The sequence below is a fragment of the Prevotella histicola genome, assembly GCF_055385135.1.
In genome coordinates, this window is sequence record NZ_AP043794.1 from 139,427 (window position 1) to 161,121 (window position 21,695).

Sequence of the window (21,695 nt, forward strand, 5' to 3'; positions counted from 1 at the left end):
AGATTGAAAGTTATTTCCTTGTTTTGTATTCCTTAATCATGCGTTCTATCTTCGCCATTCTCTGCTGTCTGCTACCTGCAAAGAGCGATGGCTTGTAGAGAACACTTATCTGCATGACTGGTTTTCCATCATTGACATCGGAGTATTTTCCGCCAGATATAGCCAGAGTTAGATAGTCTGAACGACGTGCATAGACGTGATGTCTACCGTTATAACTCACAAACTCGAAACCATTTGACGTGAGTAAGTTGTCAAATTCACGTGTGATGAACCACTCATTGCCGTACTGCCAGATGCCCAAGTTAGGCTGACTGAAGCTCAAGATGTACTGTTCAACACTCCCAACCATATCCGCTGCAGCTGGATTATCCCCACCTCGCATATAGAAGAAGTAGGTTCGTGCCACCTGAACAGGGTCGGTTGTCTTGTAAACAATAGCTTCAATCTCTCTGTTTCGGGATACTTGTCGCTTCACTTCCTCGCTCTTTTGTCCTGCTTCAAACGACTCAACATCACTGATTTTCTTGTCTTTCTGATTCAAAAGAGCCAACGGTCCGAGGTCAAGATGTGTGAAAGTATCATACGGACGGTCCTGTGTATGGATCTGATCAAAGAACAAAACAACACTGTTATTGCTCTCCATGATGTCCACATCCATGGTCATCTGGTCCTTGATATTGACGTAATGATTCGTGTCTTTAGCGTCTCTTGTATAGCCATTTGCCGTAAGGAACTCCTGGAAAGCTTGTGATTTCACAGCGTCAACACCCTCTTTCACCAGTGAACGGGTATATATACGAGTAGCCGTAGAGTGCTCTGTATCATGCACATAAACAACATCTTTAAACAAAGGCGACGGTGTTTTGAAGAAGTAACTCTCCTCATAGATACCGTTATCAGGGTCAGGTGAGCCATACTCCGACAGTATACTACCTCGTCGAATCTCGTAATCCATCATCTTATGGAGGCTGAATGGGTTCCCAGGATTGCATGCTAAGATGAATAAAGCCACACCCGGTTGACGGACAACAACGCTAAAGGGCTTTTCACCAACAGTCAGTGTGAGGGTCGTTTTCCGCTCTGTTGTTGTGTAATTAGGCTTTGAATAGAACTTCAAAGCATGCTTCTTCTTCACAATCTGCAGCCAATCAGTGGTTTCATGCTGACGTAATTCATACGTATTGTCACCGTTTCCGACATCAACAGACGTTGTCCCACCAGCCTGAGGCAGCATAATCTCACCGTTAGCAATGCTCAATGTGAAGTCGGAAGAGCTTTGTGTCACTGCTATTTTCTCAACTGCTAGACCGCCATCAACAAGGATGTAACTACTACGTTCAGCCCCCGTGGTGTTCGGATCAGCCTTTACTGCAATCTGATTTCCGCTCACTGTGAGGTGAATCCACGCCTTTGGTGTTGTAGCAATCCACTCTTTACAGTTCGTATTCACAGTGATTGTCTGTTCATCAACCTGTCCGGAGAAGTTAATCTCCTTCTCTGAGACATTCAGATAGGGTTGTTCAAAACTGTCTTTCTCGGCACATCCCGCCATCAATGCTACCAGCATACTGAGCAGAGAGAGCCGAAACAGTTGGTATATATTTGTTATACGCATATCCTATTATATATAAGGTGTAACACACTTCATTAGAATTTCAGTGCCTTTTTGGCTGCAACAAACTTCTGTTCCATCCTCTCCTGTGCCTTAACAGCCTTGCTTCCTGCACCAGAAACGGTAGCATCAAAGTTGTAAAGAAGTGCCAAAACAGGTTGATTATTGTCCAAAACGCAGGTCACATCAATAACAAGATGGTCGCGTTCACGTGCAAAGAAGTGGTTATTACCTGATGAACGGAGGAAAGAGAAGCCCTCTTCACCGAGTTTCTTGCGTAACTCTTTCGTCACGATCCACTTCGTTCCGTACTTCCATACACCAAGACTTGTGTTCTTAAAGATAAGTGCTCCAATCTGTACACTACCTAAATTATCTGGGGTTTTACCGTCTTTATCCGTCGTATAGAACACATGAATACGCCCATAGGCTGCCATTGGATCCGTATTATCCTTCAGAGTATATTGCAATTGTGATACTTCTGTGTTCTTATATTCGTTCATGGTGCGTTCTTCTTCCTTGCTTCCAGCATTCTTTTCATATGCTTCAACATCGGCAACCTTTACGTTCGACTTCTGTAAAAGCTCAAGCGGATAGTAAGGAAGAGCATTGAATGTCTTGTAATCCCCCACCTGTTTAATGATTGGAGTGAATGTAAGATTAACGCCTTCATTGCTCTCTTTCTCAGAGATATACACCTTCAGCGTCAGCAATTCCTGCTCATTGGTGTACTCTCTGTCCGACTCGGAGTTACTTCTAACATAGCCATTGTCCATGAGGAACTTATCAAAAGCCTTGTCTTTTACTGCTGCAATGGCTTTTGAACCATCACCAACAGTGATGATCTGTGACGGTGTTATACCGTCTGAACTGCAGTACTGAATGAGGGTAAAGATAGGAGAAGGTGTGATGAATGTGTACATCTCTTCCAGTCCGTAGGCTGGCATTGCAGCCTGATACTCGCGGAGATAACTACCACGTCCAAGCTCATACTCCATTATTTTGTGCACATCCTGCGGAGCACCAGGGTTTATTGGGACGATATAACGTTGTATTCCAGCCTGTGAAACAACGATCTCACGGATGACACTACCGCTCTTTGTATAGAGTTTCACCTCACGTTGCTGATAGCTGTCGTTGCGTTCTGCAACCAGTTTTATCTCCTCTTCCGACTTGATAATCTTCAACCAACTGACCTCTTCACTGGGTGTCACATCGTAAACGGCGGCGTTTGTAGTGACATCAACAGTCTTTTCACCACCCGTTTGAGGAAGGTAGATAGCCGTAGGAACGACATCGAGCGTCACGTCAGCAGCACTCTGGCGCACCTCAATCTTAGCCGTTGCACCGTTAGCGTTGACGATGACATAGCCCGTACGCTCTGTTCCCATCGTGTTTTCGGTAACTTTCACCTTCAGAACGTTGGCATCCTGAACCACTGAAAGCCAATCACCTTCCTGTGGAGACGACGCTATCCAGTTGCCTTGATTGGTCGTTACACTGATGGTTCTTTCGTTTACACCCTTGTCAAAGGCAATGCTGTTCTCCGAAAGAACTAATGTTGGCGACTCGAATTCATCTTCCTTTGCACACGAGAACATACAAAGAAGAATGCTTCCTAACAATAGGAAAAGAATGTTTTTTTTAAGATTCATACTCTTCAAGGATTTAATCAAGATAAAAAATATTTAGATTTTGTTTCGTAAACATGGTTGTCAGACTTACTTATCGTAAGCGGAACGGATACTGATTATTATGCTTCTGTTTAGGCTTTTATTCAGATTAACATTGCAAATATATTATATAATAAGGAAAAAAGCAAGTTAATTCCCTTAAAATGCCTTTTCGTTTCGGTTTTGTGATCACTTTCTTTCGGTCTATATTCAGTATTTATAGGGTAAGTAAAATTATTGTGCAAAGGTACTTTCTTCCCACAAATGCAACAATACCTAATATTAAGTAAATTTTAAAACAGTATTGTGAAAAGTGCTTATCATGATCCCTTATGTAATGATTTATTCACATATGGAAAGTGAACTACGCCCTTTTGCATTGTAAAAGGGCATGTTTTGCATTGCAAAAGGGCATGTTTTACATTGCAAAAGGGCATCTTTTACACTGCAAAAGGGCACCTTTTACGAGCCTGTTTGCAACCTATTGATTTTCTGTTGGTTACAAAGTTGATTTTGAAACATTTTCGATGAAAATACAACTTATCATGGTCTGATTATTGTAAGATTATTTCATAATATGCAATCTACAGTTCTCAGTAAGTCAACTGACTCCCTTTGTCTCTGCAGTCATACCCCCTCTCCTTCCCTGATTATACTAATTTAATCGTTGGTTTTGATTTTTTTATCCATTCATAGGCTATGTTAAAGAGATTAATTATACTTTTGCAGTGTATTTAACGACAAATAGAGAGAACGTAAACGAAAAAGGTTTAAGCATGGATAAGCAAGTTTTTCAAACTGATTCCCGCCAACGTTGGAATCGGTTCAAGTGGACATTACGTGTTTTAATAACGATAGCCATACTGCTGGGAGTGGTATTCGTGGCAATGTTTGCATTGGAAGGTAGTCCGCAGATGCCCTTCCGTCACGATTACCGAAGCGTTGTTTCGGCAAGTGAACCACTATTAAAAGACAACAAGAGAGCTGAAGTTTACAAGTCGTTCCGTGACTTCTTCAAGGAACAGAAGATGCACAGTAACTATGCAAAGGTGGCTGCAAGACAGCGTCGTTTCGTAGGTCATACGGACAATGTGACGCAGAAATACATCAAAGAATGGACTGATCCACGCATGGGAATACGCTCTGCATGGTACGTAAACTGGGATAAACATGCTTACATCTCGCTGAAAAACAATCTTAAACACCTCAATATGGTGCTGCCAGAGTGGTATTTCATCAATCCAAAGACCGACCGTATTGAAGCACGTATCGACCAACGGGCACTTAAACTCATGCGCCGTGCACACATACCTGTCCTCCCTATGCTGACAAACAACTACAATTCAGCCTTCCGTCCAGAGGCTATCGGACGCATTATGCGCGATAGTACGAAGCGAATGGGGATGATCAATGAGTTGGTTACAGCTTGTAAGCGTAACGGTTTTGCTGGTATCAACCTCGACTTGGAGGAACTGAACATCAATGATAACGCCCTTCTCGTCACACTTGTGAAGGATTTTGCACGTGTTTTCCATGCGAATGGACTCTATGTAACGCAGGCTGTTGCACCATTCAATGAGGATTATGACATGCAAGAGCTTGCAAAATACGATGATTATCTCTTCCTTATGGCTTATGATGAGCACAATGCAGGAAGCCAGGCAGGCCCTGTCAGCTCGCAAAGATGGGTTGAGAAAGCCACAGACTGGGCTGCAAAGAATGTCCCAAATGATAAGATTGTACTCGGTATGGCTACCTATGGCTATAATTGGGCACAGGGTCAGGGAGGTACAACCATGTCTTTTGACCAGACAATGGCTACGGCTTTGAACGCAGGAGCAAAGGTAAACTTCAACGATGATACGTATAATCTGAACTTTTCTTACCAAGATGAAGATGACGGAACACTGCATCAGGTGTTCTTTCCAGATGCTGTCACAACGTTCAACATCATGCGTTTCGGTGCTACATACCATCTTGCAGGCTTCGGTCTGTGGCGTTTAGGCACTGAAGATCGCCGAATCTGGAAGTATTATGGCAAGGATTTGTCGTGGGAGAGCGCTGCTCGGATGCCAATAGCAAAGATAATGCAACTCAGTGGGACGGACGATGTGAACTTTGTTGGCTCTGGTGAGGTACTCAATGTTACTTCCGAACCCCACGCAGGACGCATTGGTATCGTGTTGGACAAGGACAATCAGCTCATCATTGAGGAACGTTATTATTCCCTTCCAGCTACTTATACGGTGCAAAGGCTCGGAAAATGCAAGGAGAAACAGTTGGTTCTGACCTTCGATGATGGCCCAGATAGTAGATGGACTCCGAAGGTTCTGAGCATATTAAAGCACTATAAAGTGCCTGCAGCGTTCTTTATGGTGGGCTTACAGATGGAGAAAAACATCCCGATAGTTAAGGATGTGTTCGACCAAGGATGCACGATTGGCAATCACACCTTCACCCATCACAACATGATTGAGAACTCTGACCGTCGCTCTTTCGCCGAATTGAAGCTCACAAGAATGCTTATTGAGAGCATAACAGGTCAGAGTACGATCCTCTTCCGTGCTCCTTACAATGCCGATGCAGACCCAACTGACCACGAAGAGATATGGCCTATGATCATAGCAAGCCGTAGAAACTATCTTTTTGTTGGGGAATCTATTGACCCAAATGACTGGCAACAGGGTGTAACAGCTGACCAAATATACAAGAGAGTGCTTGATGGTGTGCATCAAGAGTACGGACATATCATCCTGTTACATGATGCTGGAGGCGATACACGTGAGCCAACAGTTACGGCATTGCCCCGTATTATCGAGACATTACAGCGTGAAGGTTATCAGTTTATATCCTTGGAGAAGTACTTAGGGATGAGCCGTCAGACCCTAATGCCACCTATTAAGAAGGGTAAAGAGTACTATGCTATGCAGGCAAACCTTAGCTTAGCAGAGCTGATTTACCATATCAGTGACTTCTTAACGGCGTTGTTCCTTGTCTTTTTGGTGCTTGGTTTCATGCGACTTGTCTTCATGTACGTGCTTATGATACGGGAGAAAAGAGCTGAAAACCGCCGTAATTACGCTCCGATTGACCCACTGACAGCCCCTGCAGTGTCAATCATTGTCCCTGCATATAACGAGGAAGTGAACATCGTTCGTACGATAAGTAACCTCAAAGAGCAGGACTATCCGTCACTGAAAATATATCTTGTGGATGATGGAAGTAAGGATAATACACTTCAAAGGGTAAGAGAAGTATTTGAGAATGATGATAAAGTCGTCATCATAAGTAAGAAGAATGGTGGTAAAGCATCTGCCTTGAATTACGGAATAGCAGCCTGTTCAACAGATTATATAGTATGTGTTGATGCTGATACACAGCTCTATAAGGATGCAGTCAGTAAGTTAATGAAGCATTTCATAGCCGACAAAACAGGCAAATTAGGTGCTGTTGCAGGCAATGTAAAGGTAGGAAATCAACGCAATATGCTCACCTATTGGCAGGCTATTGAGTACACTACAAGCCAGAATTTTGACCGTATGGCATACTCTAATATCAATGCTATTACGGTGATTCCGGGGGCTATTGGTGCCTTCCGCAAGGATGTTCTGGAAGCTGTAGGAGGCTTTACTACCGACACGTTGGCTGAAGATTGCGACTTAACCATGAGCATTAACGAGCATGGATACCTAATAGAGAACGAGAATTATGCCGTTGCCATGACTGAAGCACCAGAGAGTTTACGTCAGTTTATCAAGCAACGTATACGTTGGTGCTTCGGTGTTATGCAGACCTTTTGGAAGCATCGTGCATCATTATTTGCGCCATCTAAGGGTGGATTTGGTATGTGGGCAATGCCTAATATGCTTATTTTCCAGTACATTATCCCTACCTTCTCACCTATAGCAGATGTCCTTATGCTCTTCGGACTGTTCTCAGGTAACGCCAGTCAGATATTCATTTATTACCTTATCTTCCTCCTTGTAGATGCCAGTGTATCAATCATGGCTTACATCTTCGAGCATGAAAGTCTGTGGGTTTTGCTGTGGATCATTCCACAACGGTTCTTCTATCGTTGGATAATGTATTATGTATTGTTCAAGAGTTATCTAAAGGCTATCAAGGGAGAGTTACAGACATGGGGTGTACTGAAGCGTACCGGACATGTGAAAGGAGCACAGACTATTTCTTAGTCAGTGCTCTTCCCGTATCCCAAAGCAGACGTTTTGCCCATCGAAGAACAACGATTGCACTGATAACAGCCACTGCTGAGTCAATCCAAGTGATACTCCAGAACATCGCACAGACCAGTCCTATGATGGCACCTATCTCCGTTAGCGCATCAGAAAGCACATGAAGATAGGCTGCATGGGTGTTATAATCAGTCGTACCGTGGTGCCCATGCAGTACGGAAGCACTGATAGTATTAGCAATAAGACCCACGAAAGCCGTAGCAAGAGCGAACTCGTAATTGATAATCGTACAGCCTGAGGTGAGCCGTTCTATTGCTTCTGTGATGATGAAGACAGCCATCAGCACCAGAAAAATACCACTTGTAAAGGCTGAAAGGTTCAGAATCTTATCCCCATCGTACTGTGTTGCGTCCTTGCTATTCAGTCTTCTAACCAAGACATAAGCACCCCAGTTGAGTCCTATCACAAGCACATGCGACCCCATGTGTACTCCATCGGCAAAGAGAGCCATAGAGTACGACGTCAAGCCGACGATGATTTCAGCCAGCATCATGCAGAAAGTGAAGATCACAACAAAGGCTGTTCGCTTCTCTTGTGCCGACCGTTCTATCTTGTTTGTCATTCTTCTGTTCTTCTTTCTATTACTTATTCCAGCAGACCAAAGTGTTTGAAAGCATTCAGTATGCCGTCTTCATCCACGCTTGTCGTTACGTAATCAGCCACTGATTTCACATCATCATTGGCGTTCCCCATGGCAACACCGATGCCGGCAGCCTGCAGAATACTGATGTCATTGCCCCCATCTCCGAAGGCAATGCACTCCGAAGGACTGATACCAATGTGTGCTGCAACCTTCAAAAGAGCATTGCCTTTGTCGGCTCCCTCCACGGTTATGTCGGTAAAAGAAGGATTCCAGCGTGCTGAAATACAGTGTGGCATATGCGGAAGTATCTCCTTTTCATCCTCTACAGAGAAGAAAGGTGTGAGCTGTAAGACGGGCTTTTGCAGGAGTGGATCAACTGATTTATGAATGTCTATGTTGTCAACTCCGAGGTTTCTGACGAAGATTTCGTCAAAGATATGCGTATGATTGCGAATCCCAATGTCCTTCTTTCCACAGACAACAACGGCATAACCCCGTTTGTCAGAGTCTTCAATCATAGCTTGCACAGCCTCTTTCGGTAAAGGCATCATCGTGATATCTTCGTCTTCAATAAAGCTACATGCACCGTTAAAGGTGATGTATCCGTCGACCAATGGGCGTACAGCATCAATGTTGTTGATGATGGCTACGGGCCGACCGGTAGATATAAAGATCTTCACACCACGCTCTTTCACTTGCTTAATAGCCTCAATCGTAGAGCTTGGAACCTGATGTGTGCGGAACGAAACAAGTGTCCCGTCGATATCAAAAAATGCTGCTTTTATTGCCATAAGTTTTCTTTTGGACTACAAATTTAGCTATTTTTTCCCACTTATCAGTCTGTTTCTACAAAAAACAAAGGCGTTGAAAGGAAAATACCTAATAGTAATTATTTGCTGATTTGGCATGAACTAAGATGTTTTTCAAGGATTGTAAACCACATGATTCGATAGTTATTTCCTACTTCATAAAGACAGTTCAGCGTGCATTCTCAGATGAAGTATCATCTGCGTAAGAACTACCTGCACTGCAAACCTGCATGTTTTAACCAATATGAAAAGCCCTTACAAAAAAGGAAACCAAATCTTTAAGAAAACAACAAAATATCCTTTTTAGGTCGGTTTGTAACCATCAGACAATCAATACATTACAAAACCGTTTCTAAAAGACGCCCTTTTACCATGTAAAAGATGCCCTTTTGCATGGTAAAAGGGCATCTTTTGAAGTGCAAAAGGGCATGTTTTACAACGCAAAAGGGCATGTATTGAAAAGCCGTTGTGAATAAACTTTACAGTGAAGGGATGATGATTATTTCATCCCTCACCATGATCAGCCGTTGAAATGCTTCAGAATGTCATCTCACCAAAGACGATTCTGCCATCCGTTGTCATTCCTTCTACGATGACTCTATAGCCTGAACGACAGGTTGAAGGAAGTGAGAAACGCACTGACTGACCGCGAAGAGACGGGTTCCAGAAAGGTGTCTGCCACGTAGGAGTATACGGTTGAGAAGGCTGATAACCCAGCGTTGTGAACGTCTTGGTATTGCTTTTCCGCATGGCTTTTGGCTCAAAACCGCCTTTTTTCGTGGTTATGGAGATAACTCCCATGCCTCCTATGGCGCCCCAGATGGCTGTTGATCCCGTCTTAAAGACATCGACACGCTCAACATCCGACAGCTGTATGTTGTCCAAATCAAAGTCTTCATTCATGAAAGTACCGTCAATGGCAATCGCAGCAGGCTTCCTTCCGTGTATCGTAGCACCACTCCGAACATAGCATTTATCCATTTCTACGGTCAATCCTGGTACTCTTCGGAGCAGTTCATGCAGGCATGTGGCACCGATAGCCTCGATGTCTCGCAGTCCGAAAGAGAAGTCGGCAGTACGTGCATAGGCATCTGAACGTGAAGCATACGTAGGACGATGTGAGACGATGTCTACTCCTTTGAGGAGTATTGAACCATTCTTCTTATATAATAAGGAGTCATCGTCAGACGTATTGTTGCTCTTTATCCATCTGTAAGGAGGGAGCTGTGCAGTAAAAGGAGGGAAGGTTTCCTCATCCAACTGTAGTCTTACCGCAGGCTTTCCTGCTTTGTTGAAGGCGTTCAACACGTATTGCGTCCCTTCCGGATAGTCCATTCCTTCGAAGCAAAAACGCCCTGTAGCATCAGTCGTTGTGACTGCAAAGAAGCCTTTGTTGGGTGAAATGAGGTTTACTGAAGCCCCTTCAACACCTTTGTTTCTTATGAGTTGCAGTACCCTTCCACGTATGCAGGCTGATGATTCCTTCTCCTTAGATGCTCTTTTGCAGATACCACGTATCACAGAAGGCATGTCATAACGCAGCCAATGTCCGCCTTGCAGCAGGCTGTCGGCTACTTCTGGTGACAGAACGGAAGCTGGTTCTTCTTTGTTTCCAGCCATATCACTTGCCAAAAGGAACTCGGATAGGATGTTTGAGTGGGTAGCTGGACTGTCAACCGTGGCTTTTGACACTCTTACAACGACATTTATTAGCTCATCTTTGTGCAGATTAGGAGCCGTAATGATGCCCTCTATCGGATCAGCAGACTGTCCTCCGGCGGGTTTAAGCATGATCTTTACAGGGCAAACGTCCTTTCCCTGCTGTGAGAAGATGAGCTTTTCGTCAAGTGAGTTAAAGCCTGCATCAAGGAGAATGAACGACAAAACGCCATCAGGCAGACTGTCATTCCGAAGAAGAAGAGGCTTTTGAGGACTGATTTCTCCGAAGTAAAATGGCATAGAACGACAATGACCAAGGAGATGAAGAGGCGTTTTTACAGGGTCTTTCATGTCTAAAACAGACACTTTAATAAAGTCTTTATCCCGCTTAATAGCCAGTTTGTTATTACTGTTTACACCCTTAACTTTCACAGAAGGATTCTCAGCAGATGGCAATAAACGTGCCCTTCCTCCGACAAAGATACTCTTCAGACAGTCATATCCTTCCACATTCTGCATGTTACGGGTATAACAACGGAGCAAATAATGCCCTTTTGCAGCATCCACAGGGATGTCTATATACCCTGTAAAGCCTGATTCATTGCGCAGAATACGCACACGGGACATGACAACACGGTTTGAATCAATCAGTTCCGTATAGATATAATTGCTCAAACTGTCCTCTTGATGCGTCATAGCGTTGACCAAAAAAACATGGAAAGAGATGCGTCCGCCCGGTTGATAACTGTCGGCATCCGTGCTGATATAGGCTTTCTCCTGCGGGAAAAGCATGGTTTGCCGTATGATTCTGTCATAAAGAACATTCCCCGTCTGTGCCTTCATTGTGGCAAAGACAGATGATAGCAGGATTAAGAGTAGTGTCTTTCTCATCATTATTGTTTAATTTAGTCATATTACCATTGTTCTTCGAACAAGTAAAAGGTTATGATTTCTTTTCGCAAATATAGTATTTTTATTTGTAACTGTACCTAATATCACATGTAAAATAGCAAAAAAAGAACATTTTAAGCAAAGAAATGAGTAACTTTGCAAAGAATAATCAATAGGTAAGAAAGGAAATAACAAACATGATATATCCAAAGAACTTCGAACAAAAGATTGGCTTCACCGAGATAAGGGCACTTCTTCGCGAACGCTGTCTGTCCACTTTAGGTAAGGAAAAGGTGGATGAAATGGCTTTTACCACTGATGCTGTGCAGGTGAATACATGGATGGAAGAGATTCGAGAGTTCAGGAAAATACAGGAGGGAGTTGATGATTTCCCTCTTGATAACTTCTTTGATGTGCGCCAGAGTGTGGCTCGTATCCGCTTGGAAGGAACCCATATGGAGGTGGATGAACTGTTTGATCTCAAGCGTTCGTTGGAGACGATCATCGCCATCGTTGGCTTTCTGAGTCGTGGAGAAGAGACAGAACAGGGCGAGATACGCCACTATTATCCTGCACTCTATGCCCTTGCCGACGGCGTTGCCACCTTTCCTCTCCTTGTTCAGCGCATCTCTCAGATCATTGATAAGTTCGGAAAGATGCGTGATAATGCGTCTCCCGACTTGCTAAAGATACGTCAGGAGCTCGCACGTACCGAAGGAAGCATATCGAGAACACTCTATAGTATCCTGCGTTCTGCCCAAGGTGAGGGATTAGTAGAGAAAGATGTGACGCCAACTCTGCGTGATGGACGCCTCGTTATACCTGTTGCACCGGGGTTAAAGCGTAGGATTTCGGGTATCATACATGATGAAAGTGCTACGGGACGTACGGTTTATATTGAGCCAACGGAGGTTGTTGAAGCAAATAACAAGATACGTGAGCTGGAGAATGACGAACGTCGGGAGATGATAAGGATACTTACTGAGTTCGCAAAGAAGGTCCGCCCGAATGTGAAAGAGATTCTTGACTCATACAATCTGTTGGCTGTTATCGACTTCATTAGGGCTAAATCGGAGTTGGCAAGGCTCTTTAAGGCTTTCGAACCACAAGTGTCTGAAGAGCCACACATCGACTGGATTCGTGCTATTCACCCACTGTTGCAATTGTCTTTGGAACGGAAAAGCCATCAAATGGTAAATCGTTACGAGTCAGGAGATAATGCTTCTACAGATAAAGTGACGGTAGATGGTAGCTTAAAGGAGGATGAAGAGACGGTCTTGGAAGAGGAGAATGCAACGCGAAACGTACCATCGAGTGTTGTTCCTCTTGATATTCAACTCACCAAAGAGAAGCATCTGCTTATTATTTCAGGTCCTAATGCTGGTGGAAAGTCAGTCTGTCTGAAGACTGTTGGATTGCTGCAATACATGCTGCAATGTGGTCTTTCCATCCCTATTGGTGACCGTTCTACAACGGGAATATTCAATGATATCATGATAGACATCGGTGATGAGCAGAGTATTGAGAATGATCTCAGTACGTATTCATCCCATTTGATGAACATGAAGATCATGATGCGCCGTGCAAATGGCCGTACATTGATCCTCATTGATGAGTTTGGTACAGGCACAGAGCCGCAGATTGGCGGCGCAATAGCTGAGTCTGTGCTTCGTCAGTTCTGGCAAAAACATGCCTGGGCAGTGATAACTACACACTATCAGAACCTCAAACACTTCGCAGAAGACCATCCCGGAACCGTAAATGGTGCTATGTTATATGATAGACACATGATGTGTCCGCTCTTCCAGTTGGCTATTGGACGTCCAGGAAGCTCCTTTGCAATAGAGATAGCACGCAAGACGGGTATACCAGAGGAGGTTATTCGGGATGCATCAGAGATAGTTGGATCTGATTATATACAAAGTGATAAGTACTTACAGGACATTGTTCGGGACAAACGTTACTGGGAAAATAAACGTCAGACGGTACATAGTCATGAGAAAGAGCTTGAGAAACGCATTGCACAATACGAGAAAGAGATAGCTGCTTTGGAGCAAAGTAGGAAAGAAATCATCAACCGTGCCAAGGCTCAAGCTGAGGAAATCATACGTGAAAGCAACCGAAGAATAGAGAATGCGATACGTGAAATAAGAGAGAAACAGGCTGAAAAGGAGGAGACAAAACGTATTCGTCAGGAGCTGGCTGCCTATGAAGCGGGGTTGATAGATGGTGATAAGGTAGCAGGAAAAGCATCATCAACGGATAAATCTGGCAAGAAGAAGATTAAAAACAATGGTCTTTTATCGGATGAAGACTTCCAAAAGAAGGTTGAAAAGATAAAGAATCGGAAGGAGAAACATGCCCAACACCTAAAGGAAAAGGCTGGAAAGCAGGAAGAAGCAGCCGCTGCTTTGAAGAAAGCTGTACGTGAAAAGCAGGCAGGAGGGGCTATTTTGGCTGGCGATGCAGTACGTATCAAGGGCTTAACAAGCGTTGGTAAGGTTGAATCCATTGATGGTAAGCAGGCTACAGTCATCTTTGGTGACATGCGAACGAAGATGGCTTTGAGTCGATTAGAGCATATTGACGCTCCTACTTTACAGCAAGAACAAAAGCAATTCCAGGCTTATAACTATAGCAGAGAGACCCGTGAGACGATTGATAAGCACCGTAATCAATTTCGACAGGAGCTGGATGTAAGAGGAATGCGTGCCGATGAAGCCCTTACACAGGTACAGTATTTCATTGATGATGCCATCCTTGTCGGTGCAAGTCAGGTCAGAATACTCCACGGAAAGGGCAATGGCATACTACGACAGCTCATCCGTCAGTACCTTGGAAGCGTCCCTAACGTCACCAATTACCGTGATGAACACGTGCAATTTGGCGGCGCTGGCATCACGGTTGTAGAGCTATAAATATCCCAAAGGCAATATAATGGCGTGCAATACGTTACATAAGATAGTATGAATCATCAGCATTTCGTCTATATAAGTCCATCAAAATGGCTCAGAATCATGATGACTGTGTGTCTAATCGTGCTTCTGACAGGTTGTGGAGTGGACAGAAACATAAAGAAAGGAGAGAAGTTTCTTTCCTTAGGGGAGTACTATGACGCCGCAAATCAGTTCAAAACAGCTTATCAACGTACGCCTCCCAAAGACCGAAAGCAGCGGGGTGAGATGGCAAATAAGATGGCTCAAGCCTATGAACGCATCTCTTCTTCGCAACGAGCAGCGGCAGCTTACAGGAATGTTATCCGTTATAAGCAAGACAATGGGGATACTCACAGACAGTTAGCAGCATGCCTTATGAAGGAAGGTGACTATACTGAAGCTGTTAAGGAATATCAGATTGCACTTGATTCTATGCCCGATAACCAGACGATTGCTGCTGAATTGGAGGCTGCAAAGACTGCTTCAGCCGCCAAAGAACGCGGTTCTAAGTACATAGTAAGCCGCATGGACGTCTTCAACTCCCGTCGTCAGGACTATTCACCGATGCTTTATGGCGATCAATTCAACCAGTTGTACTTCACATCTACACGTAATGAAGCACAAGGAGATGCGATAAGTGGCATCACAGGGGTCAAGGCTGGCGACATATTTGTGAGTGAAAAGGATGACAAAGGGAAATGGAGTACACCACAGGATATCGTCTCTGGACTGAATACTAAGGATGATGAAGGTACTCCAGCATTCTCTGTTGATGGGCGAGAGATGTACATTACGCAGTGTAAAACTGACCCAAACTACCCTCGATATGCGCAGATTGCTGTCAGTAACCGTGCTGATGCATCATGGGGAGCAGCCAAAAAGCTTGAGATTAGTCGTGACTCTCTTTCCAATTTTGCCCACCCAGCCCTGTCACCAGACGGCAATTGGCTCTATTTTACCAGTGATATGCCGGGTGGAAAGGGAGGACTTGACATCTGGAGAGTGCGTCTTAGCGGTGGTACAACAGGTGGTGTTGAGAACTTAGGGGAACCTATTAACACACCGGGAGATGAGGAATTCCCCACTTTCCGACCGAATGGTGACCTTTATTTCTCAAGCAATGGACATGGCGGTTTGGGTGGTTTAGACATCTTTATAGCCAAGGTTGGGGATGATCATCACTATCATTTGGAACATCCGGGCTACCCATTGAATTCTCAAGGTGATGACTTTGGTATGACATTCGAGGGTCTTCACAACCGTGGTTTCTTCTCTTCTAACCGTGGAGATGCCCGTGGATGGGATCATATCTACAGCTTTGAACTGCCTGAAGTGATACAGACTGTCAAAGGATGGGTCTATGAAATGGATGGCTATGAGTTACCTGCTGCACAGGTTTTCATGGTTGGTGACGACGGAACAAACAAGAAACTATCGGTCAAAGGAGACGGTTCTTTTGAGCAAGAGGTCAAACCTGGCGTTACATATATCCTCCTTGCAACCTGTGATGGGTACTTGAATCATAAGGAAGAGATACACGTCACACCAGTTGAAGACTCCAAAGAACACACCTTACAGTTCCCTTTGGCTGGCATACATGTACCTGTTTTGATTGATAACATCTTCTATGACTTCGACAAAGCGACGCTTCGCCCAGAGTCAGAGAAGGCATTGGACGGACTGGTTAAGCTACTAAACGAGAATCCAAACGTAACAATTGAACTGTCAGCACACACTGATTACATTGGATCAGCTGACTATAACAAACGTCTTTCACAACGTCGTGCAGATGCAGTAGTGGCTTATCTCACCGCACATGGCATCGCTCGAGACCGTCTGACACCAGTAGGTTATGGCAAAGAGAAGCCTAAGAAGATCAGAAAGAAGCTCACTGAGAAGTATCCATGGCTAAAGGAGAACGACGTTTTGACCGAAGATTTCATCAAGAAACTTGATAAAGAGAAGCAGGAAATAGCCAATCAGCTCAACAGACGTACGGAGTTTACGGTGTTGAGAACAACATATGGTATGTTTGATGACAAGGGAAATCTCAAGCAACAACCCAAGCCTAAGCCCAAAAAGCCAATAGATGACGACGAAATTATCATTGAATAAGGAATACGAAGCTGAACTTCCGAAGGAGTTTGAGGCATATACACAGGAGCTTTTTGGGGAAGAACGTTATCGGAAATACCTAAAAGGACTCACCGAAAGTGCACCTGTCAGCATCCGATTGAACCCTTTTAAGCTATCAGAAGATGAGTCTATCAATAGCAATTTAAGCCCTGAAAGGGTGCCATGGTGTGATGAAGGATACTGGTTAAACAGGCGTCCCGACTTCACTTTCGACCCTCTTCTCCATGCAGGAGCCTACTATGTGCAGGAGGCTTCATCTATGTTTCTATCGCATGTGCTGCGCCATTGGGTGAAGAACCCAGTCCTTGCACTCGACCTTTGTGCTGCTCCTGGAGGCAAAACCACCTGTGCTCGCACGGCACTTCCTACTGGTTCATTTCTTTTTTCAAATGAACCGATAGGCAAAAGGGCACAGATCCTGGCTGAGAACGTACAGAAATTCGGGCATAAAGATGCCCTTGTAACCAATAATTACCCACGTGATTATAAGAAAACTACCCTTTCTTTCGATCTGATCATTGCTGATGTGCCCTGTTCTGGGGAAGGAATGTTCCGCAAAGACCCACAGACAATTACGGAATGGAGCACACAGAACGTTGAGAACTGCTGGAAATTACAGCGTGATATCATTGCAGATATATGGCAAAACCTCAAACCCGGCGGTATACTTGTGTACTCTACGTGCACGTTTAATGCGTATGAAGACGAAGAGAACGTGGCATGGATACTTAAAGAATATGATGCTGAACTGCTCAATGTCCCAACAGAAGCGTCGTGGAACATAACTGGTTCACTTGTAAACAACCCACTAAAAAACGGAAAAGCATTCCCTGTTTATCGTTTTATACCCGGAATAACCCATGGAGAGGGACTCTTCATGGCGGTAATCCGTAAGCATGGAGAGGATGATACACTGTGTCGTCCGACGGATATTCCTGTGGATAAAGCTGTAGCAGAGGCACGTAAGAGACTCCGTGTACTGTCTTACGGGGTGAAAGAAGGCATCGTGAAGGGAAAGAACATCATCCCCGACCATACCCTTGCACTTGCTATTGAGGCTGACAAGAGTGCCTATCCAGCCGTGGAAATCAGTTATGAACAGGCAATAAGCTATCTGAGACACGAGGCAATAACGCTTCCTGAGAATACACAAAAGGGCATTGTGCTCCTCACTTATCATGGTCATGACCTTGGATTTGCGAAGAATCTTGGCAACAGAGCCAACAATCTCTATCCACAGGAGTGGAGAATAAAGAGCAGTCACATACCCGATAACCCTAAAATACTTATCTCGAACATTAAAACAAACGAATTATGAAACAATATCTTGACCTCCTCAACCGCATACTTGATGAGGGTGTACAGAAAGGTGACCGCACAGGAACGGGCACACTGTCGGTATTTGGAAACCAAATGCGCTTCAATATGCAGGATGGTTTCCCTCTTCTCACAACGAAGAAACTACACTTAAAGAGTATCATCTACGAACTTCTGTGGTTCCTACGTGGGGATACTAACGTGCTTTACCTGCAGGAACACGGTGTGAGAATATGGAATGAATGGGCTGATGAGAACGGAGATCTCGGACCTGTTTATGGTCATCAGTGGCGTTCATGGCCTGATTATAAGGGTGGAACGATTGACCAGATAGCAAACGTTATCGACCAAATAAAGCATCATCCAGACTCTCGTCGTATGCTCGTAACGGCATGGAACCCAGCTGAAGTAGACCAGATGGCTCTCCCACCCTGCCATTGTCTCTTCCAATTCTATGTTGCTGACGGCAAACTATCCCTCCAACTCTATCAGCGTTCGGCTGATACGTTCCTTGGTGTACCGTTTAATATTGCTTCATACGCCCTCTTGTTGCAGATGATGGCACAGGTTACAGGACTTGAAGCGGGAGAGTTCATCCACACAACAGGCGACACGCATCTCTACTTGAACCATCTTGAGCAAGCTAAACTACAGCTCACACGTGAACCAAGACCGCTACCTAAGATGAAGATTAACCCTGATGTGAAGGACTTGTTCAGCTTCAAATACGAAGATTTTGAGCTGACTGATTATAACCCATGGCCGCATATAGCAGCCGATGTAGCAGTATAAAGAACCATAGACTATGCAACTTAACATCATTGCAGCCGTAGCTGAGAACCGTGCTATAGGCTATCAGAACGACATGGTTTACTTCATTCGCGAGGACCTTAAGCGTTTCAAACAACTCACAACGGGGCATACGGTCATCATGGGGCGCCGCACTTTCTATTCATTACCTAAGGGTGCGCTACCTAACAGACGAAACATTGTGCTCAGTAGGACCGAGACTGACTTCCCTGGATGTGATGTTTACAAGTCGCTTGATGAAGCTCTTCAGCACATAGGTACCGACGAACAGGCTTTTATCATTGGGGGCGCAAGTCTTTATAAGGAAGCTCTTGCTGTTGCTGACCGGCTCTATCTGACTGAGATAGCAGCTGTTCCGCCACATGCTGACGTCTTTTTCCCTGCTTATGATGACGGTACATGGAAGGTGGAATCACGTGAGGAACGTCCTGCAACGGATGATAATCCTGCCTATGCTTTTGTGGATTACGTGAGGAAGGATGCTTAAACTGTTCACTGTTGTTGGTATTCTGTTGTAGAAGACACCGTCTTTTATCTTTTTATATGCAGAAGAATTGTGGTACATGAAATAGTCTTACAAAAAAGAAGCTACCAACAACTGCAATTTCATTCATAACCGATTATTTTCGGCTTTGTAACTAACACGTTTCCAATAGGTTACGAAACGCATTTCAAAAGGTGCCCTTTTACCATTCAAAAGGGCACCTTTTACACTGCAAAAGGGCATCTTTTACACTGCAAAAGGGCGTCTTTTACAATGCAAAAGAGCATCATGTAGAATGCATAGGGTGAAATTATCTTACATTCACCATACTCTCCTACTCTTTTATTGATTCTTTCATGTACTCTTCAGAGCGTCTGTTGAGTGTACAAGAAACGAAAGAAGGTGTGCCGATAGTCCCTTGAAACGGGAACTCGGCACACCTTTTCTCTTTTCTTCAAACCCTGCCAGAAGCAATCAGTTGTGGGTTGTTCTGACGGTGAAAGGTTCTTATCTGTTCAGATATTTCTGGTATTGTGCTTCAGTAAGAATCTGCTTTAGCTCTGCATCATAAGCCTTGCGCTTAGCACACTGCTCACCTTTCTTGCACTCAGCCTTACCGTCTTTCTTGCTGCAATTAGCTCTATCCTTGTTGCATTTCTCTGCCTCTGCCTTCTTGCAGTCGGTCTTCTCCTTGCAACAAGCAGGTTTCTTAGCCTGTTCTTCCTTCTTACAACAACTTGGAGTAGCACCGTTTGCCTTCTCATTCTTATGACATTCAGCTGATTCACCACGCTGACCAGCGAACAGATCGGCGTACTTCTGATTCAAAGAAAGGAGCTTCAAGCCCTGTTCTTGGTTGAGTCCGAGCTTCGCAACCATCTTTGCTGTCACCTGCTGAGGGGTCATCTTACCCTTGCAACAGCTCTTTTCTTTCTGCAGAACGACGGCTGTGCGTGCCTCGAATGTGGTGTTATTACTTGCTGATACGCTTGAAGCAGCCATCAAAGCAGCTGCAAGAAGTGAAAATGTTATACGTTTCATATCGTTTATTTGTTAATTATTAAACATTCATCAGAGCATACTTCTTGCTCTGACACGCACAAAGATACGACAGTAAAACGACATGTGCAATAGTGAGAATGGCGTTTTCTGTCGTACAAGAGGTTATTTAATGATTATTAATTAAAGATAGTTGATAAGTTCAAAGGGATATATTGTATCTTTGCAACGGTATTAGTTGTGGATTAATTGACTCACATTGGTAAATTTAAACAGTAACAAATGAAAGAAGGAAATAGACTGAAAGCGCAGGAAAGGCTTAATGATAGCAATGCTTATAAGGCTATGGAACAGGTGCAGAAGCTAATGGATACTTATTATTTAGATGGTGTCATAGGTCTTCTTCCCTTTGGTATTGGCGATATTCTGGCAGCACTTTTCGCTGTGCTCTACGTGTGGTTTGCCATCGCAAAGGTACGTAGTATCCCGCTTTCACTCGCCATTATCAATAACAGTCTGCGTGATGTGGCATTGGGATTGATTCCGTTTTACGTGGGAGATGTCATTGATTTCTTCCACAAAGCCAACCGACAGAACATGGAATTGGTGCGAGGCTTTGTGGAAGGAGACAAGGATGTCATCCGAGATGTTAACCGAAAGGCTATTCAAAGTGCATTACTCATTGTCCTGATGGTGGTTATTATCATTGCAATGATGGTACTCCTGGTTAGTCTGACGGGCTGGATCTGGCATAACATCATCATGCTTTTCAACCGTTAGTCACGGTGAATGACGCTGCCACTGCCCTGATGTGTAGCCAGAACAAGCACTTCTGCAATCTGCACATGGGCTGGAGCGGATGCCGCATAGTAGGCAACATCGGCAATATCGGCACCTGTTAACGGCTTGATACCATGATAAACGCTGTTCGCACGCTTGTCATCTCCGTGGAAACGAACGTTAGAGAAGTGTGTTTCTACAAGCCCTGGCTTCACATTCGTGACCCTTACGGCAGTGTGGGCAACATCAATTCGGAGTCCATCTGTGATGGTTTTCACTGCAGCCTTCGTGGCGCAATAGACGTTTCCACCAGCATATGCAGCGTCACCAGCCACTGATCCTATATTAATAATGTGTCCACTGTTACGCTCAACCATCTTAGGAACAATGAGACGGGTCATCGTCAGGAGTCCTTTTATGTTGGTATCGATCATCGTATCCCAGTCTTCAAAGTCGCCTTCGTACTCTGGTTCCAATCCAAGAGCAAGCCCTGCGTTGTTGATAAGGACATCTATCTTTGCCCATTCTGTCTGTAAACTCTTAATAGCCTTTGTGGCTGCGGCACGGTTTCGGACGTCAAATGCAAGTGCAAGGACCTTTGTCTCGCCTGTCTCAAGCTCCATTTTGAGTGCTGCAAGACGCTGTTTGTTACGCCCAGTAATAATAACATCGTAGCCACCTTGTGCGAATTTACGTGCACAAGCCTCGCCAATTCCACTGGTAGCACCAGTAATTAATGCTGTTTTTCTCATT

Annotated in this window: 14 protein-coding genes; 7 read left to right on the top strand and 7 right to left on the bottom strand. The window is 44.4% G+C overall.

What is annotated here, in order from left to right:
* Positions 1-10: 10 nt before the first annotated feature.
* Positions 11-1,615 carry a BACON domain-containing protein gene (locus ACZ48L_RS09385; RefSeq protein WP_025790783.1) on the bottom strand — a complete coding sequence of 535 codons (1,605 nt, stop codon included), beginning with the start codon at positions 1,613-1,615 and terminating at the stop codon, positions 11-13.
* A 32-nt stretch (positions 1,616-1,647) separates the two neighbouring features.
* Positions 1,648-3,267, bottom strand: a complete 1,620-nt coding sequence (locus ACZ48L_RS09390) for a BACON domain-containing protein (protein WP_025790782.1) — start codon at positions 3,265-3,267, stop codon at positions 1,648-1,650.
* Between the two features lie 794 nt (positions 3,268-4,061).
* On the opposite strand from ACZ48L_RS09390, the gene ACZ48L_RS09395 reads away from it, so the two are divergent.
* Positions 4,062-7,478, top strand: coding sequence for a glycosyltransferase (locus ACZ48L_RS09395; protein ID WP_025790780.1), 3,417 nt, complete (start codon positions 4,062-4,064; stop codon positions 7,476-7,478).
* On the opposite strand, the gene ACZ48L_RS09400 is transcribed toward ACZ48L_RS09395, so the two are convergent.
* From ACZ48L_RS09400 to ACZ48L_RS09410, 3 genes are all read right to left on the bottom strand, one after another.
* Positions 7,468-8,100: a cation diffusion facilitator family transporter gene (locus tag ACZ48L_RS09400; protein WP_025790778.1), complete on the bottom strand. Its 633-nt coding sequence runs from the start codon at positions 8,098-8,100 to the stop codon at positions 7,468-7,470. The two genes, ACZ48L_RS09395 and ACZ48L_RS09400, sit on opposite strands and share 11 nt — an antisense overlap.
* Positions 8,101-8,123: 23 nt before the next feature.
* Complete coding sequence (locus ACZ48L_RS09405; RefSeq protein ID WP_025790777.1) at positions 8,124-8,912, bottom strand: Cof-type HAD-IIB family hydrolase; 789 nt, start codon at positions 8,910-8,912, stop codon at positions 8,124-8,126.
* Positions 8,913-9,467: 555 nt separating this feature from the next.
* Positions 9,468-11,483: a TonB-dependent receptor plug domain-containing protein gene (locus ACZ48L_RS09410; protein ID WP_464722066.1), complete on the bottom strand. Its 2,016-nt coding sequence runs from the start codon at positions 11,481-11,483 to the stop codon at positions 9,468-9,470.
* 194 nt (positions 11,484-11,677) lie between these two features.
* Here ACZ48L_RS09410 and ACZ48L_RS09415 point away from each other — a divergent pair, with 194 nt between their 5' ends.
* The 5 genes from ACZ48L_RS09415 (at position 11,678) to ACZ48L_RS09435 (ending at position 19,166) form a co-directional block, all read left to right on the top strand.
* On the top strand, positions 11,678-14,398 hold the full coding sequence (locus ACZ48L_RS09415; RefSeq protein ID WP_025790774.1) for an endonuclease MutS2: 2,721 nt from the start codon (positions 11,678-11,680) through the stop codon (positions 14,396-14,398).
* A 99-nt stretch (positions 14,399-14,497) separates the two neighbouring features.
* Complete coding sequence (porE, locus tag ACZ48L_RS09420) at positions 14,498-16,531, top strand: PorE family type IX secretion system protein (protein ID WP_242401676.1); 2,034 nt, start codon at positions 14,498-14,500, stop codon at positions 16,529-16,531.
* Positions 16,506-17,870: a methyltransferase RsmF C-terminal domain-like protein gene (locus tag ACZ48L_RS09425; RefSeq protein ID WP_044113767.1), complete on the top strand. Its 1,365-nt coding sequence runs from the start codon at positions 16,506-16,508 to the stop codon at positions 17,868-17,870. Before porE ends, ACZ48L_RS09425 begins: the two co-directional genes overlap by 26 nt.
* Entirely contained in the window at positions 17,867-18,661 is a 795-nt protein-coding gene (locus ACZ48L_RS09430; RefSeq protein ID WP_008823149.1) for a thymidylate synthase, read from the top strand. The genes ACZ48L_RS09425 and ACZ48L_RS09430 overlap by 4 nt, the downstream gene beginning before the upstream one ends.
* Before the next feature lie 13 nt (positions 18,662-18,674).
* Positions 18,675-19,166 (top strand): dihydrofolate reductase, encoded by a 492-nt coding sequence (locus tag ACZ48L_RS09435; protein WP_025790771.1) that lies wholly within the window; start codon positions 18,675-18,677, stop codon positions 19,164-19,166.
* Between the two features lie 504 nt (positions 19,167-19,670).
* Here ACZ48L_RS09435 and ACZ48L_RS09440 read toward each other — a convergent pair.
* Positions 19,671-20,204 (bottom strand): DUF4890 domain-containing protein, encoded by a 534-nt coding sequence (locus ACZ48L_RS09440; protein ID WP_025790769.1) that lies wholly within the window; start codon positions 20,202-20,204, stop codon positions 19,671-19,673.
* 240 nt (positions 20,205-20,444) lie between these two features.
* Here ACZ48L_RS09440 and ACZ48L_RS09445 point away from each other — a divergent pair, with 240 nt between their 5' ends.
* Positions 20,445-20,942 carry a DUF4112 domain-containing protein gene (locus tag ACZ48L_RS09445; RefSeq protein WP_025790767.1) on the top strand — a complete coding sequence of 166 codons (498 nt, stop codon included), beginning with the start codon at positions 20,445-20,447 and terminating at the stop codon, positions 20,940-20,942.
* Here ACZ48L_RS09445 and ACZ48L_RS09450 read toward each other — a convergent pair.
* Entirely contained in the window at positions 20,939-21,694 is a 756-nt protein-coding gene (locus ACZ48L_RS09450) for an SDR family NAD(P)-dependent oxidoreductase (RefSeq protein WP_025790766.1), read from the bottom strand. The two genes, ACZ48L_RS09445 and ACZ48L_RS09450, sit on opposite strands and share 4 nt — an antisense overlap.
* Position 21,695: the final 1 nt, after the last annotated feature.

What these genes read in the sequence shown, in the direction of transcription:
- ACZ48L_RS09430 (WP_008823149.1), top strand. Translation starts at nt 17,867, where the DNA reads ATGAAACAATATCTTGACCTCCTCAACCGCATACTTGATGAGGGTGTA.
- ACZ48L_RS09385 (WP_025790783.1), bottom strand. Translation starts at nt 1,615, where the DNA reads ATGCGTATAACAAATATATACCAACTGTTTCGGCTCTCTCTGCTCAGT.
- ACZ48L_RS09415 (WP_025790774.1), top strand. Translation starts at nt 11,678, where the DNA reads ATGATATATCCAAAGAACTTCGAACAAAAGATTGGCTTCACCGAGATA.
- ACZ48L_RS09405 (WP_025790777.1), bottom strand. Translation starts at nt 8,912, where the DNA reads ATGGCAATAAAAGCAGCATTTTTTGATATCGACGGGACACTTGTTTCG.
- ACZ48L_RS09440 (WP_025790769.1), bottom strand. Translation starts at nt 20,204, where the DNA reads ATGAAACGTATAACATTTTCACTTCTTGCAGCTGCTTTGATGGCTGCT.
- ACZ48L_RS09390 (WP_025790782.1), bottom strand. Translation starts at nt 3,267, where the DNA reads ATGAATCTTAAAAAAAACATTCTTTTCCTATTGTTAGGAAGCATTCTT.
- ACZ48L_RS09445 (WP_025790767.1), top strand. Translation starts at nt 20,445, where the DNA reads ATGAAAGAAGGAAATAGACTGAAAGCGCAGGAAAGGCTTAATGATAGC.
- ACZ48L_RS09450 (WP_025790766.1), bottom strand. Translation starts at nt 21,694, where the DNA reads ATGAGAAAAACAGCATTAATTACTGGTGCTACCAGTGGAATTGGCGAG.
- ACZ48L_RS09400 (WP_025790778.1), bottom strand. Translation starts at nt 8,100, where the DNA reads ATGACAAACAAGATAGAACGGTCGGCACAAGAGAAGCGAACAGCCTTT.
- ACZ48L_RS09435 (WP_025790771.1), top strand. Translation starts at nt 18,675, where the DNA reads ATGCAACTTAACATCATTGCAGCCGTAGCTGAGAACCGTGCTATAGGC.
- ACZ48L_RS09395 (WP_025790780.1), top strand. Translation starts at nt 4,062, where the DNA reads ATGGATAAGCAAGTTTTTCAAACTGATTCCCGCCAACGTTGGAATCGG.
- porE (WP_242401676.1), top strand. Translation starts at nt 14,498, where the DNA reads ATGATGACTGTGTGTCTAATCGTGCTTCTGACAGGTTGTGGAGTGGAC.
- ACZ48L_RS09425 (WP_044113767.1), top strand. Translation starts at nt 16,506, where the DNA reads ATGACGACGAAATTATCATTGAATAAGGAATACGAAGCTGAACTTCCG.
- ACZ48L_RS09410 (WP_464722066.1), bottom strand. Translation starts at nt 11,483, where the DNA reads ATGATGAGAAAGACACTACTCTTAATCCTGCTATCATCTGTCTTTGCC.